This is a genomic window from Pseudomonas sp. Irchel s3h14, assembly GCF_900187425.1.
Lineage (GTDB): Bacteria > Pseudomonadota > Gammaproteobacteria > Pseudomonadales > Pseudomonadaceae > Aquipseudomonas.
This window is the reverse complement of sequence record NZ_FYDJ01000028.1, coordinates 1-14,569: the sequence shown is the minus strand read 5'-3', so window position 1 is coordinate 14,569 and position 14,569 is coordinate 1. Positions and strand designations below refer to the sequence as shown.

The window sequence follows — 14,569 nt, the reverse complement described above, 5'->3', positions numbered from 1 at the left end:
TTTGAGGAACACTCCATGACTACCTCCACCGCACGCCCGCTGCTGGGCTGCATCGCCGACGATTTCACCGGTGCCACGGATCTTGCCAACATGCTGGTGCGCGGCGGAATGCGTACCGTGCAAAGCATCGGGATCCCGAGCGCAGACGTAGCCGCCGGGCTTGATGCCGATGCGATCGTCATTGCCCTGAAGTCGCGCACCATTCCTGTCGCCGACGCGGTCGAACAGTCCCTCGCCGCGCTGGCGTGGCTGCGCGAACAAGGCTGCGAGCAGATCTTCTTCAAATATTGCTCGACGTTCGACTCCACCGCGGCCGGCAATATCGGCCAGGTCAGCGAAGCGCTGCTGGCCGCGCTGGGCAGCGACTTCACCCTGGCCTGTCCGGCGTTCCCGGAGAATGGCCGGACAGTCTTTCGCGGCCACTTGTTTGTGCAGGATCAACTGCTCAGCGAGTCGGGCATGCAGCATCACCCGCTGACGCCGATGACCGATGCCAACCTGGTTCGGGTCCTGCAATCGCAGACCGGTCTGAATGTCGGCCTGTTGCGCTACGACATCATTGCCCGCGGCACTGAGCACGTGCGTGCGCGAATCGCAGAGCTGAGGGCTCAAGGTGTCGGCATGGCAATCGCTGATGCCTTGTCGGACAGCGATCTGTACACCCTCGGTACCGCCTGTGCCGATCTGCCGTTGTTGACGGGTGGTTCGGGGCTGGCGCTGGGTTTGCCGGAAAATTTCCGTCGCGCCGGCAAGCTGCGCGACCTCGATGCCTCGAAGCTCCCGGTGGTATTCGGCGGGGAAGTGGTGTTGGCCGGCAGTGCTTCGATCGCCACCAATGGACAAGTGGCGGCCTGGCTCGAAGCCGGGCGGCCGGCCCTGCGGATTGATCCGTTGGCCTTGGCTGCGGGCGAACCGGTGGTGGCGCAAGCCTTGACCTTCGCCCGTGATAACGATCAAACCGTATTGATCTACGCCACCAGCTCACCGGATGAGGTCAAGTCGGTGCAACAGCAACTGGGTGTCGAGCAGGCTGGCAGTCTGGTGGAAAACGCCTTTGGCGAAATTGCCCAAGGTCTGCGCCAGAGCGGCGTACGCCGCTTCGTGATCGCCGGCGGAGAAACCTCGGGTGCTGTGGTTCAGGCGCTGGGCGTACAGCTGCTGCAGATCGGCGCGCAGATCGATCCGGGTGTGCCGGCGACCGTCAGCAGTACTGACGAACCTTTGGCGTTGGCACTCAAATCGGGCAACTTCGGTGGCCGCGACTTCTTCAGCAAAGCCTTGCACCAACTTGCCCAGGCCGGGGGTGCACAATGAGCTGCGCAGTGAGTAACGAAAGCGCCCTGCGTGAGGAAATCTGCGAGGTTGGCCGTAGCCTTTACCAGCGCGGTTACACCGTCGGCAGCGCCGGCAATATCAGCGCGCGCCTGGACGACGGCTGGTTGATCACACCGACCGATGTCTGCCTCGGGCGCCTCGATCCGGCGACTATCGCCAAGGTCAACCTGGCTGGCGAATGGGTGTCCGGTGACAAGCCTTCAAAGACCCTGGCGCTGCACCGCCAGGTCTACGACCGCAACCCGAGTGTCGGCGGCGTGGTGCATACCCATTCCACTCATCTGGTGGCGTTGACGCTGGCCGGTGTCTGGCAGGCGGACGACATCCTGCCACCGCTGACGCCGTATCAGGTCATGAAAGTCGGGCATATCCCGTTGATTGGCTACCAGCGACCCGGTTCGCCGAAGGTTGCCGAGCAAGTCGCGCAACTGGCGAATAGTGTTCGCGGCGTGATGCTCGAACGACTTGGCCCGGTGGTCTGGGAAAGTTCGGTCTCCAGGGCCAGTTACGCCCTGGAGGAGCTTGAGGAAACAGCGCGGCTCTGGCTGATGAGCGATCCCAAACCGGAACCTCTCGACCAGTCGGCTTTGGACGAGTTGCGAGAGACCTTCGGCGCGACCTGGTAAAGCGCTGGCTTAACACCACAAATCGATACAGCAGGCCCTGTACATGAGACGCGTAGCGACTCTCGACGGACCCGGCTTGCCTGAAAAAACAATAACAACAGGAAATCCAAGCATGACTCACTTTCACTGCGGTATTTTCAGATTCAGTGGCAGAACCGTTTCGTTTACCCGGCGTGGAGGGGTTCTGAAATGAGCCCTTTAGTCCTGATGATTACCGCAGGGGTGGGCATCGCGCTGTTGTTGTTCCTGGTGCTCAAGTACAAGTTCCAGCCCTTCGTAGCGTTGATGCTGGTGAGCATTCTGGTGGCGCTGGTGGCCGGGGTGAAACCGGCCGATCTGGTGGCAACCATCGAAGGCGGCATGGGCAAGACCCTGGGCCATATCGCGATCATCATTGCCTTGGGCGCGATGATCGGGCGGATCATCGAACTCTCCGGTGGTGCCGAGGCGCTGGCCAAGACCCTGATCACTCGTTTCGGCAACCGGCGTACACCGCTGGCACTGACGATTGCCGGGTTCATGGTCGGGGTGCCGGTGTTCTTCGAGGTCGGCGTGATCATCCTGATGCCGCTGGCCTATGGCATTGCGCGCAGTGCGCGTAAGCCGCTGTTGGTGTTCGCGCTGCCGATGTGCGCTGCGTTGCTGACCGTACACGCCTTCCTGCCGCCACACCCGGGTGCGGTGGCCGCTGCCAGCCAGTTGGGCGCCGACCTCGGTCGCGTGCTGATGTTCGGCCTGCCGCTGACTGCGTTCCTTTGCTATGTCGGCTATCGCGTGGCCGGGCGCATGACCCGTCGGGTGTTCCCGATGACCGACGATATTCGTGCCGAGGTCTATGGCCCGCATGTCACCAACGAGGATCTGGCCGCCTGGTCCAATGGCAACGACAAGAGCGCTGAGCGAGCGGCTGTGGCCGTGTCGCACATGGGCCTGGAAGAGTCCACCAGCAGCATCGTTTCCAAGTTGCCGCCGGCACCCCCTCCGGGGTTTGGTCTGATCGTCAGCCTGATCCTGCTGCCCATCATTCTGATTCTGCTGGGAACGCTGTCCACCTCGTTGCTGCCTGCCGAATCGACCCTGCGCGGCATCATGACCGTGCTCGGCGCACCGCTGGTGGCGCTGCTGATCGACACCTTGCTGTGTGCCTGGTTGCTGGGTTCGCGTCGGGGCTGGAGCCGTACTCAGGTGTCCGACGTGATCGGTTCGGCCTTGCCCGGTGTGGCCATGGTGATCCTGATTGCCGGTGCCGGAGGGGTGTTTGGCAAGGTGCTGGTGGATACCGGAATCGGCGCCGTGGTCTCCGACATGCTGCGCACCACCGGTCTGCCGGTGCTGGCGCTGGGCTTTCTGCTGACCATGCTGTTGCGCGCAGTGCAGGGCTCGACGACGGTGGCGCTGGTGACCACTGCCGGCATCATCAGCCCGCTGATTGCGACCCTCGATCTCACTGCGAATCACATGGCGCTGCTGTGCCTGGCCATGGGCGGTGGCGGGTTGGCGATGTCCCATATCAACGATGCCGGTTACTGGATCTTCACCAAGTTGTCCGGACTGAACGTGGCCGACGGCTTGCGCACCTGGACGGTGTTGACCACCTTGCTCGGCACCTTGGGTTTCTGTATTACCCTGCTGATCTGGCCATTTGTCTAACGAACTGTCGACCTGTAGGAGCACGGCTTGCCGGCGATGGCGTCCTTGAGATCGCCTTCGCCGGCAAGCCGTGCTCCTACAAAAGTCATCTATAGGAGCTACCATGCCTCGTTTTGCTGCCAACCTCAGCATGCTCTACCCGGAACATGCGTTTCTGGATCGCTTCGCCGCCGCGGCTGCCGATGGTTTCGAAGCGGTGGAATACCTGTTTCCCTACGACTACAGCGCTGAAGAACTCAAGCAACGCTTGAGCGACAACGGCCTGGTGCAGGCACTGTTCAACGCACCGCCCGGTGATTGGGCGGCGGGCGAGCGGGGCACGGTGTCGTTGCCGGGCCGTGAGAGTGAATTTCGTAGCGGTTTTGATCGTGCCCTGGAATACGCCGGCGTGCTGGGTAACTCGCGCATCCATGTCATGGCCGGCCTGCTTCCGTCCGAGAGTGATCGGGCACGGCATCACGCCATTTATCTGGAAAACCTGGCCTATGCCACCGCCCAGGCGGCCAAGGTCGGTATCACGGTGCTGCTGGAGCCGATCAATACACGAGACATGCCGGGCTTTTTCCTCAACCGGCAGGACCAGGCCCAGGCCATCTGCAAGGAAGTAGGCGCCAGTAACCTGAAGGTTCAGTTCGACTGTTATCACTGCCAAATCGTTGAAGGCGACCTGGCCACCAAACTGTGTCGGGACTTCGATGGTATCGGCCATATCCAGATCGCCGGCGTACCGGACCGGCATGAACCGGACCTGGGAGAAGTCAACTATCCCTATCTGTTCGAGTTAATCGACCAGTTGGGTTATGACGGCTGGGTAGGGTGCGAATATCGGCCACGTGGCAACACGTCTGCCGGCTTGCAGTGGCTGCGTGACTGGAAGGCGCGCTAACGCCTTACGCGTTGCTATCAGAAGGCAGCAACAGTTCGACTCCCTGCTTGCGAATGCCATCGGCCGCGGCCGGGGTCAACGCATCGTCGCTGAGAATAATGTCGAACTGCTCTAACCCGGCAATCTTGTACATGCTGAATGTGCCGTATTTCGAACTGCTGGCCACCAGCACCACTTGCGAGGCCGATTGCATCGCGGCTTGTTTCACCTCCACCTTCAGCGCCGAAGGCGTGGTGAGGCCGCGACGCAAATCCCATGAGCTGGTCGATATGAACGCGATGTCGGTGACGACCTGGCGCAAGGTGGCCACCGCCAGGCCACCGACGCACGATTGATTGGAGTGATCCAGCTGCCCGCCGGTATGAATCACCGTGACTTGGGGGGCTTCGATAAGCGCCTGGACAATGCCGAAGTCGTTAGTCACCACGGTCATGCCGGACAGCGCCTTGATGTAGGGGACGATTTCCAGCGTGCTGGTTCCCGCATCCAGGTAAATCGTCATATCGGCATGCAGTAGCCGGGCGGCGAGCTTGGCCATGGATTGCTTCTGTGGCAACTCGACCACCGCCTTGAGCTGATGGCTGGGCTCACTATGGAGCTGGCTGGCGATCCGCACCCCACCCGTTACCGAGTAAGCACGACCTTCCTGCTCCAGCAGCGCGATATCGCGACGTATGGTCATGTGCGAACAGTCGAACATTTCCATCAACTGATGAACGCTCAGCACCTGATGCTTGCGCAACTGTCGCAGCATCAATTCACGGCGCTGTTCAGGAATCATCGGTGCGCCGCTTTCGGCGGCGATGTCCTTTTGATTAGGCATTCGGGCTCCAGATTAAGGAAAGCTGACGGTCAAACATAGTAGCGAATCTGTGGCGGGAACAGTAGCGCGGCGATGTGACGGGGCCTGGGGACAAAGACCGTCACTCTGGCTTGCTGGGTGCCTGGGACTAAAATTGAGTCACGTTTCGCGTGGAGAGGGCTTCCTGCTCTTTCGATATGTAGCGAGTGAAGGCACAATGCGCATCCTTTTTTGGCTGGCCTTGCCGGAGGCGCCTCGAAATGATCAAAACGCCGTACTACCTCATCGATAAACAAAAGCTGCTGGCGAACATGCAGAAGATCGCCTATGTGCGCGAACAATCCGGGGCCAAGGCGCTCCTGGCACTCAAGTGCTTCGCCACCTGGTCGGTGTTCGACCTGATGCAGCAATACATGGACGGCACCACGTCGTCGTCGCTCTACGAGCTCAAACTCGGTCGACAGAAGTTCGCTGGCGAGACCCATGCCTACAGCGTGGCCTGGGCCGACGACGAGATCGAGGAGATGCTCGACAACTGCGACAAGATCATCTTCAACTCCATCGGTCAGTTGCAACGCTACACTGAAGCTTCAGCAGGCAAGGTGCGCGGTCTGCGGGTCAATCCGCAGGTGAGCAGCTCGGATTACCTGCTGGCCGACCCCGCGCGGCCGTTCAGCCGTCTGGGCGAGTGGGATCCGGTGAAGATCGAACAGGTCATTGAGCAGATCTCGGGCTTCATGTTCCACAACAACTGCGAGAACGGTGATTTCGGCCTGTTCGACCAGATGCTGTGCACCATCGAAGAACGCTTCGGCGACTTGCTGCACAAGGTCGAGTGGGTCAGCCTCGGTGGCGGTATCCATTTCACGGGTGAAGGCTACGCAATCGATGAGTTCTGCGCGCGTCTCAAGAGCTTCTCGCAAAAATACGGCGTGCAGGTCTACCTGGAGCCGGGCGAAGCGGCCATCACGCAGAGCGCGTCGCTGGAAGTCACCGTGCTCGACACCCTCTACAACGGCAAGCACCTGGCGGTTGTGGACAGCTCCATCGAAGCGCATATGCTCGACCTGCTGATCTATCGCCTGAATGCCAAGCTGGCGCCCAGCGATGGCGAGCACACGTACATGGTGTGCGGCAAATCCTGCCTGGCCGGAGACATTTTCGGTGAGTATCAATTTGATCGTCCGCTGGCGATCGGGGATCGGCTGTCGTTCATCGACGCAGCGGGTTACACCATGGTCAAGAAGAACTGGTTCAACGGCCTGAAAATGCCGTCCATCGTAGTGAAACAACTCGACGGTACTGTCGAGGTGGTTCGTGAGTTTGGTTACAACGACTACATGTCCAGCCTTTCGTAAGCTGGCAGAGAAGGAGAGAGAGAAAAATTGAAGAAGAACGTGCTTATCATTGGTGCAGGAGGTGTCGCCAAGGTGGTGGCCCACAAGTGCGCGCAGCACAACGATGAACTCGGTCGTATTGCTATCGCGTCGCGCAACATCTCCAAGTGCCAGGCCATCATCGACAGCGTCAAGGCCAAGGGCAGCCTCAAAGTGCCCGCCGATATCCAGGCCTTCGCGCTGAATGCTATGGATGTCGAAGCGACCAAGGCGCTGATCCGCGAAACCGGATCGCAGATCGTCATCAACGTCGGTTCCGCCTTCCTCAACATGTCGGTGCTGCGCGCCTGCATCGATACCGGCGTGGCCTATCTGGACACCGCCATTCACGAAGAGCCGGGCAAAATCTGCGAGACGCCGCCGTGGTATGGCAACTACGAGTGGAATCACCTCGAAGAGTGCAAAGAGAAGAACATTACCGCCATTCTCGGCGTGGGCTTCGACCCGGGTGTGGTCAACGCCTATGCAGCACTGGCGCAACAACAGTATTTCGACCGCATTGATTCGATCGACATTCTCGACGTCAACGCCGGTTCCCATGGCAAGTATTTCGCCACCAATTTCGACCCGGAAATCAACTTCCGCGAATTCACCGGACAAGTGTGGAGCTGGCAGAACAGTCAGTGGACCAGCAACACGATGTTCGAAGTCAAACGCACCGACGACCTGCCGGTCGTAGGCGCGCAGAACCTGTACCTGACCGGCCACGATGAAGTGCACTCGCTGTCGAAGAACCTCGACGTGCCCAACGTGCGTTTCTGGATGAGCTTCGGCGAGCACTACATCAACGTGTTCACCGTGCTCAGGAACCTCGGCTTGCTCTCCGAGCAACCGGTCAAGACCGCCGAAGGCCTGGAAGTCGTGCCGCTGAAAGTGGTCAAGGCCGTGCTGCCTGATCCGAGCTCGCTGGCGCCCGGCTACACCGGCAAGACCTGCATCGGCGATCTGGTCAAGGGCACCAAGGATGGCCAGCCGCGCGAGGTGTTCATCTACAACGTGGCTGATCATGAAGACGCTTACGCGGAAACTGACAGCCAGGGCATTTCCTATACCGCAGGCGTGCCGCCCGTGGCAGCAGCCCTGCTGGTCGCCCGCGGCGTGTGGGACGTGCAGCGCATGGCCAACGTCGAAGAGCTTGCGGCTGAGCCGTTCCTCAAGGCGCTGGATGTGATGGGCCTGCCGACCCGCATCAAGGACGAAAATGGAGATCGTCCCTGGAGCTGAAACGCTTGAGGCTTGCCACATACAGGTGAACCTCGTTTCCCGCTCCAAATATAGATCTACAGAGCTCCATTGAATTCTGTAAATCATTGAAATCAGGACCTTCGGGTCCTTTTTTCGTTCCGGCGGGAACCACTGAAATTCATCTTGGCCTCGACGTCGTCGGTATCTTGCGCGTTCTTCACCGCCGGGTTGTTGGAGGGGTAATACTCGTTGCCTGAGGCGATCCGGCCGATTGCTGCACGCAGTCGTTCGGCATGATCTAAGCTCCTCAATGTACGGCTTCTCGAGCAGGGGTTTCAATGCGAAGCACACCTGAAAACAGCCTGCAAAATGCGTTGAAAGCCTGTAGAGACAGCTTCATTTCTGTGGGTTGTTTCAGCCTTTTCATCAACGCACTAATGCTCGTTCCTATCTTCTACATGCTTCAGGTGTATGGGAGAGTGCTGAGCAGTAGAAGTCTGACGACCCTGGTAATGCTGACGCTGATCATGACCTTGCTGGTGGTCACGCTCGGCTCACTGGAGTGGGTTCGTTCACGGATCATGGTCCGGGTCAGTACCCGGCTGGATGTGTTGCTCAGTCGCCAGGTCTATAAGGCCAGTTTCAAACGGGCTCTGGACAGTGGCGGCATGGATGCCTCGGCCCAGTCGCTCAACGACTTGACGGGCTTGAGACAGTTTCTCTCCGGTAATGGATTGTTCGCCTTTTTCGATGCGCCCTGGTTGCCGATCTATATCGCGGTGATGTTCCTGTTTCACCCCTGGTTTGGCTGGGTAGCGACGGGCAGTGCGCTGGTGTTGCTGTTACTCGCGTTTATCAATGAGAAGCTGACGGGGCCGGCACTGGCCCAGGCCAACAAGGAGCATATTGGCGCGACGCTCTACACCACGAAAAATCTGCGCAACGCTGAAGTCATCGAGTCCATGGGCATGCTTGAAACCCTGATGGACCGTTGGGGGCGTCGGCAAAGGAACGTCCTGTTGCTGCAGTCCCGGGCGAGCGATAGAGGGGCCATAATCAGTACGCTTTCCAAGTCCTTCCGGATCCTTGTGCAATCACTGGTCCTTGGACTGGGGGCGTACCTGGCCGTGGAGCAGCAGGTGGGGGTAGGCCTGGTGTTTGCCGGGTCCGTGCTGCTGGGGCGCGCATTGGCCCCCATCGATCTGATCATCGGCAGCTGGAAGGGCTTTATTGCGGCCCGCTCGCAGTACAACCGTCTCAACGACATCCTCGACAAACAACTGGCTCAGCCCGAGCGTATGTCATTGCCTGCGCCTCAGGGGCACGTGCAGGTGGAGAATCTGATAGTCACGGCACCTGGTTCGAAAACCCCGATCATCAAAAACATCAGCTTCAGCGTACCTGCCGGCTGCGTGGTGGGAATCATTGGCCCAAGTGCCGCGGGCAAGTCAACCCTGGCCAGGGCACTGATGGGGGTATGGGTACCGCAGCATGGGGTGGTCCGCCTGGATGGTGCCGACATCAGCGCATGGGACAAACATGAGCTTGGGCCACATATCGGTTACTTGCCCCAGGACATTGAATTATTCGAAGGCAGCATCAGCGAGAACATTGCACGCTTCGCCGAGGTCGACTCCGAGAAAGTCATTCTGGCCGCCAGGACTGCTGGCGTTCACGAAATGATTTTGCTGTTGCCCGATGGCTACGACACCGTCATTGGCAGCGAGGGCGTCATGCTGTCGGGAGGGCAGCGCCAGCGCATAGGACTGGCCCGCGCTTTGTATGGCCACCCGCGGCTGATTATTCTCGACGAGCCCAATTCCAATCTCGACGAAGTCGGTGATCGCGCCCTGGCAGCAGCCATGCAGCAGCTCAAGCGGACTGGCGCGACCCTGTTTGTGATTACCCACCGAACCAACATCGTGTCGCAACTTGACCGGCTGATGGTGATGACCGACGGCGTTATCAATCTCTATGGGCCACGCGAGCAAGTGCTGGCCAAACTCAACGCGCAGCAGCAGGTACAAAAGCACACCGCGCAAGCCGGCGCCAACATGGCTTCGGTCGCTACCAGCAAGGACGATGCCGATGGACCCTACGATGCCCAGTCGTCAAATTGATAGCTTCGCCGACCTGCCGGTATCCGATCGAAAAATCCGTCGCCTGGGTTTTGGCATTGTCGGGGTGATCTTCGGCCTGTTCGGCACCTGGGCGGCGCTCGCGCCGCTGGACGGTGCCGCTTACGCGCCTGGCGTGGTCACCGTGCAGGCTTACCGCAAAACGGTCCAGCATCTGGAAGGGGGCATCGTCAAAGCGGTATTCGTCCATGACGGTGACATCGTCAAGCGGGATGATCCGCTGATCATTCTCGATGATGCCCAGCTGCGCTTCGAATACGAGATGACCCGAAGCCAGCTCGTCGCGGCCAGAGCCATGGAGGCAAGACTCAGGGCGGAGCGCGACGCGCTGTCGGCGATCGGCTTTGGGGAGATAGCCGACCCCTCCAGTCTGCGAGGTGTGGAAGCGCGCCAAGGCGAGACCCAGGTATTCAATGCCCGGCAGGGCTCGAGACTGGGCCAGATTTCGGTGCTGCAGGAGCGCATTGGCCAGTTGCGTCAACAAATCAAGGGACTGGAATCGATGATCGCTGCCAAGGCTCATCTGGAGAAATCCTACAGCGGTGAAATCGTTGAATTGACCGACCTGCTTAAGCAAGGGTTCGTTGACAAACAACGTCTGATCGAGCAGGAACGCAAGCTGGGAATGCTCAGGTCGGAAGTGGCCGATCACCGTTCCACTATCAACAGGACTCGTCTGCAGATCAACGAAACACAGCTGCAGATTCTGCAAATCGACAAGGATTTCAATGCCGAGGTCGTCAAGCAACTGGCCGAGGTGCAGACCAGGATGTACGACCTGCAGGAGAAAACCTCGGCCCTGGAAGACCGGCTCAGTCGTATCGTCATCCGCGCACCCGACGCGGGCATGGTGATTGGCATGACTGTGCACACCATTGGTGGCGTCGTGCGCCCGGCAACGCCGCTGCTGGACATTGTTCCATCGGTTTCCGAGCTGGTCATAGAGGCCCAGGTGGATCCGATGGATATTGATCGCATCGCCATCGGCAAGCGTGCCGATATCCGTTTCGCCGCGTTCAACAGCTCGACCACTCCGGTAATCGAAGGCGAGGTCAGCAGCGTATCGGCTGACCGGCTGACCCATGAAAAGACCGGGGCTGCTTATTATCTGGCGCGGATCCGGGTCACCGAAGCCGGTGCGCAGACCTTGGGAGAGCGCAAGTTGCTGCCGGGGATGCCGGCGGACGTGTTGATCATCACCGGGCAACGCACGCTGTTGCAGTACTTGGTGCAGCCGGCCCGCGATGCCCTGTCTCAATCGATGATCGAGGAATAACCGTGCGCACGTCGGCAGTTCTGCGGGGTGGTCTGTTGATGCTTGCAGCGGGTGCCGCGCTGGCGCAAACCCCTGCAGCAACACCGACCGGGGTCAGTGCCTCGACGTTTTCCACCGACCTCATGCAGTTGTATCGCGAGGCGCGGCTGGAGGATCCGCGGGTATTGGCCTCCTATGCGCAAGCGCAGGCGGGCCAGGAACATCAGCGCGAGGCCATGGGGGCGCTGTTGCCGCAAGTATCGCTGAACGCCGGCCAGAACCGGATTCACCAGGAAAACGACCTGGTGCAGCAGAGTTACGATAGCGAAAACTACAGCCTGGTGCTGCGTCAGTACCTCTACAACAAGGTCGCATGGGAGAACTACCAGAAATTCAAAAGCCTGGCCAGGCAGTCCGAATCGGAAGCGCTGGAAGCCCAGGCCGAAGCCACCATCGAATTGGCCCGGCGTTACTTCACCGCGTTGGCGGCCGAGGATGAGCTGGAGTTGGTGAGGGCGGAGCGTCGAACCACGCAAAAGAGTCTGGACCGAGTCAATGCGTTGTACGAAAAGCAGTTGGCATTGATTACCGACCAGCTCGACCTCAAGGCCCGGGTCGATTTGCTCGCGGCACTGGAACTGGATGCCCGCAACCAGGCCAGTATCAGTCGCGAGGCACTGGCGGAGATCGTCGGCCGGCCGGTCAAGGAGAAGCTCAACCGGATTCGCGATGACGTGCAACTACGGGTTTCGGCGCAGAGCCTTGAAACCTGGGTGCGCGAGGGTATAGCGCTAAACCCGGCGCTCAAGGCCACCGAAAGCGGTGTAGAAGCGGCGGGCGCTGCGTTGCGCAGCGGCAAGGGCGGGCACTATCCGACCCTGAGCCTTACGCTGAGCGCGCAGCAGACCAACGAGGGCTACAACAATGCCCTGGCGCCGCGCACCGACAGTTATGTCGCCGGTATTGGCGTGCAGGTGCCGCTGTACAGCGGCGGCTCGACCTCGGCGCGGGTTCGTGGGCTCTACCAGGATCAGATTACCGCCGAGCAGGAACTGGAAGCGATCCGGCGCCGGGTGGTCAAAGAGATCACTAGCGCTTACCTGACCGCCAACTCGAGCGGAGAAAAGATCAGTGCGAGCCGAAATGCCCTGGCTTCGGCACAGTTGTCGAGAGTGGCAGCAGAGAAAGCGCTGGATTACGGAATGGTCAATGCCGTCGATGTACTGACCAGCGTACGCAACGAATTCCGCGCTCGGCGTGACCTGCTCAAGACGCAATACGAATTCGTCACCAATGTCCTCACGCTCAATCGCTGGGCGGGAAAGCCGCCTGCCGAGAGTGTCGAAAGTGTTAATGCCTGGTTGAGCTCCGGCAGCTTCAGCCAAAGCCTCACAACCCCCTGATCCTGCCGCATACCGACTGTGTATCCCCGCCCCAACTGAACACCCGGCGAGGCAGGTTTCGCCGAAAAATTGACGCCAGAGTTTATTCTGTGATGGCTTCACGCCATTTGTCGGTTAGTTGACGATTTTGATCGGAGTCAGTTTTGGTCGCAGGTCGCCCGTGGCGAGCCTAAGACCTTGATTTCTTGGGGTTGAGGGCACCTCTTGGGAACATCGACCGGGCTACCCGCATGAGGCTTGAGCCGATGACTGACGGATGGGCGGGCTGGCATCGCGCTGGGCTGGCCTAGACTCAGTTCAGCGGCTCGAGGGAGCTCATCCACATGCGCAAGCTATTGATTGCTGTTCTTATTTATGTTGTCTCGATGGCTTGCCCGGGTTTTGGAAACGTCCGCAACTCCAGCCGGTGACGCTAGTGTCCCTCAGGGCGGTCGGCGCTCGCATCTGTCCTTCGATCGCGATGGCCAGGTGCGCGAGCTGCTGATCCAGGAAGTCCAATGGATGGAGGCCATAGTTCATTTTCAAGGGAGTCAGGAACGTAATGACGACCCACAGAAAACCAATACGCGTGATGCTGATCGATTGTCGTCCCCTCGTTCTCATTGGGCTTCACGACTTGATCAATGCCAGGAAGCCTCAGATGGAAGTGAGCGGCCAGGCCACCACCTATACGAATGCGCTGGATCTTGCCGATCAGTTGCGTCCCAATGTGATTTTTTTCAGTTTCTTTCCAGATGCGCTGAACCCGCTGGAGGTCGTCGCGGAACTCACCCGCAGCGCCGAAATGAAAGTGCTGGTGCTCAAGGGCCTGTACGAATCCGTTCCCGTTGCCCAGGCAATAGAGGCGGGCGCACGCGGCATCGTGCTGGCGGAAGACCCGACGGAATCGATCATCCAGGCCATCATCACGGTCCACCACCGCGACACCGGACTGGATAGAGCCTGGGCCGGTGGGCTGTCCGGCTATGCCGCGACCGGGAATATACACTTGAAATGCAATCTGGAGCAGGCGAAACAGGCACGGCTGACGCTGCGCGAGAGGGAGCTGATTCGCGCCATCGTGGGGGATCCGTCTGCCAAATACATCAGCATCGCCGGGCGCCTGGGCATCAGCGAGCACACCGTGCACAACCACCTCAGCAACATCTATCAAAAGCTAAATCTCATCAACCGCATCGACTTGCTGATGTATGCGCTGAAGCACGGGCTCTCCAACAACGAAAAACCACCCGAGTCGACTTGGGTGGAACTGGATGTGATTTCACGTCAAAACAAGACGCTCTGACACGCGTTGGCGCGCCTGGGCCGTCACCGTGTCGAAACTGCAAAAAACAATGCGAGGGTGGTTTGCGCCACCCTCGCATCCTTTTTTTACTACGCGCGCGATGCCTCAGACGCCGCCAAAAACAATGTCGCCAGCCAGAACATCGACCCCGACCAAGGTGATGGTCGTTGTTTGTCCGCCATCCTCGGCAATCGTCACGATGCTGTCTGCGCCGGAGATGTCGATCGATTGGACAACGGCGTTCTGGTCGCCGTTGAGCACCAGCGTGTCTCGCAGGCCTGGGGCCGCATCGAAGCCGGTGACCTGGTACAGGTTCTCATCGACTGACAAATCAATGTTGAAGGCATCGCGCTCACCGCCCGTGCCCACCAGCGTGAAGTCGAAGAGCGCGTTGGTCAGGTCGTTGGCGAACAGGTTGGCGTCAAACGTACTCGTCGCCGAGTCCCCATCCTTGTCCGTCAGCGTCGCGCTGAACGTCAACTGGAGATCGCTGGCCAGGCTCTCGGTCTCCTGAATGAACTCGATCGTCGGGACCTTGATCACGCCCAGGCCCATCGTGAGCTGAACCGCGTCAATGAGCTTCGAGTCCACTCTCTCGATGAGGAAG

11 protein-coding genes and 1 pseudogene are annotated in these 14,569 nt (G+C 59.6%); 10 read left to right on the top strand and 2 right to left on the bottom strand.

What is annotated here, in order from left to right; genetic code table 11:
- The first annotated feature begins 15 nt into the window (after positions 1-15).
- From otnK to otnI, 4 genes are all read left to right on the top strand, one after another.
- Positions 16-1,314 (top strand): 3-oxo-tetronate kinase, encoded by a 1,299-nt coding sequence (gene otnK / locus CKW16_RS29020; RefSeq protein ID WP_095132765.1) that lies wholly within the window; start codon positions 16-18, stop codon positions 1,312-1,314.
- 8 nt (positions 1,315-1,322) lie between these two features.
- Positions 1,323-1,961, top strand: coding sequence for an aldolase (locus CKW16_RS29015; RefSeq protein ID WP_056742280.1), 639 nt, complete (start codon positions 1,323-1,325; stop codon positions 1,959-1,961).
- Positions 1,962-2,150: 189 nt separating this feature from the next.
- The gene (locus CKW16_RS29010) at positions 2,151-3,611 is read left to right on the top strand and encodes an SLC13 family permease (protein ID WP_095132761.1); all 1,461 of its coding nucleotides are present in this window, start codon (positions 2,151-2,153) and stop codon (positions 3,609-3,611) included.
- Between the two features lie 103 nt (positions 3,612-3,714).
- The gene (gene otnI / locus CKW16_RS29005) at positions 3,715-4,497 is read left to right on the top strand and encodes a 2-oxo-tetronate isomerase (RefSeq protein WP_095132759.1); all 783 of its coding nucleotides are present in this window, start codon (positions 3,715-3,717) and stop codon (positions 4,495-4,497) included.
- Positions 4,498-4,501: 4 nt separating this feature from the next.
- Here otnI and CKW16_RS29000 read toward each other — a convergent pair whose 3' ends face one another.
- Complete coding sequence (locus CKW16_RS29000; protein ID WP_095132757.1) at positions 4,502-5,320, bottom strand: DeoR/GlpR family DNA-binding transcription regulator; 819 nt, start codon at positions 5,318-5,320, stop codon at positions 4,502-4,504.
- Between the two features lie 239 nt (positions 5,321-5,559).
- On the opposite strand from CKW16_RS29000, the gene nspC reads away from it, so the two are divergent.
- The 6 genes from nspC (at position 5,560) to CKW16_RS28970 (ending at position 13,962) form a co-directional block, all read left to right on the top strand.
- A complete protein-coding gene (gene nspC / locus CKW16_RS28995; RefSeq protein ID WP_095132755.1) occupies positions 5,560-6,657 on the top strand; it encodes a carboxynorspermidine decarboxylase in 1,098 nt (365 codons plus the stop codon).
- 27 nt (positions 6,658-6,684) lie between these two features.
- Positions 6,685-7,920, top strand: coding sequence for a saccharopine dehydrogenase family protein (locus CKW16_RS28990; RefSeq protein ID WP_095132753.1), 1,236 nt, complete (start codon positions 6,685-6,687; stop codon positions 7,918-7,920).
- A gap of 299 nt (positions 7,921-8,219) precedes the next feature.
- Positions 8,220-10,001 (top strand): type I secretion system permease/ATPase, encoded by a 1,782-nt coding sequence (locus CKW16_RS28985; protein ID WP_095132752.1) that lies wholly within the window; start codon positions 8,220-8,222, stop codon positions 9,999-10,001.
- Positions 9,982-11,295, top strand: coding sequence for an HlyD family type I secretion periplasmic adaptor subunit (locus CKW16_RS28980; RefSeq protein ID WP_095132750.1), 1,314 nt, complete (start codon positions 9,982-9,984; stop codon positions 11,293-11,295). The genes CKW16_RS28985 and CKW16_RS28980 overlap by 20 nt, the downstream gene beginning before the upstream one ends.
- Before the next feature lie 38 nt (positions 11,296-11,333).
- Positions 11,334-12,677 carry a TolC family protein gene (locus CKW16_RS28975; protein WP_095132827.1) on the top strand — a complete coding sequence of 448 codons (1,344 nt, stop codon included), beginning with the start codon at positions 11,334-11,336 and terminating at the stop codon, positions 12,675-12,677.
- A gap of 541 nt (positions 12,678-13,218) precedes the next feature.
- Entirely contained in the window at positions 13,219-13,962 is a 744-nt protein-coding gene (locus tag CKW16_RS28970) for a response regulator transcription factor (RefSeq protein WP_095132748.1), read from the top strand.
- Between the two features lie 105 nt (positions 13,963-14,067).
- On the opposite strand, the pseudogene CKW16_RS28965 reads toward CKW16_RS28970, so the two are convergent.
- Positions 14,068-14,569: pseudogene (locus CKW16_RS28965) on the bottom strand (hypothetical protein); the annotation flags it as partial.

What these genes read in the sequence shown, in the direction of transcription:
- CKW16_RS28985 (WP_095132752.1), top strand. Translation starts at nt 8,220, where the DNA reads ATGCGAAGCACACCTGAAAACAGCCTGCAAAATGCGTTGAAAGCCTGT.
- nspC (WP_095132755.1), top strand. Translation starts at nt 5,560, where the DNA reads ATGATCAAAACGCCGTACTACCTCATCGATAAACAAAAGCTGCTGGCG.
- CKW16_RS28980 (WP_095132750.1), top strand. Translation starts at nt 9,982, where the DNA reads ATGCCCAGTCGTCAAATTGATAGCTTCGCCGACCTGCCGGTATCCGAT.
- otnI (WP_095132759.1), top strand. Translation starts at nt 3,715, where the DNA reads ATGCCTCGTTTTGCTGCCAACCTCAGCATGCTCTACCCGGAACATGCG.
- CKW16_RS28975 (WP_095132827.1), top strand. Translation starts at nt 11,334, where the DNA reads ATGCTTGCAGCGGGTGCCGCGCTGGCGCAAACCCCTGCAGCAACACCG.
- otnK (WP_095132765.1), top strand. Translation starts at nt 16, where the DNA reads ATGACTACCTCCACCGCACGCCCGCTGCTGGGCTGCATCGCCGACGAT.
- CKW16_RS29010 (WP_095132761.1), top strand. Translation starts at nt 2,151, where the DNA reads ATGAGCCCTTTAGTCCTGATGATTACCGCAGGGGTGGGCATCGCGCTG.
- CKW16_RS29000 (WP_095132757.1), bottom strand. Translation starts at nt 5,320, where the DNA reads ATGCCTAATCAAAAGGACATCGCCGCCGAAAGCGGCGCACCGATGATT.
- CKW16_RS28970 (WP_095132748.1), top strand. Translation starts at nt 13,219, where the DNA reads ATGACGACCCACAGAAAACCAATACGCGTGATGCTGATCGATTGTCGT.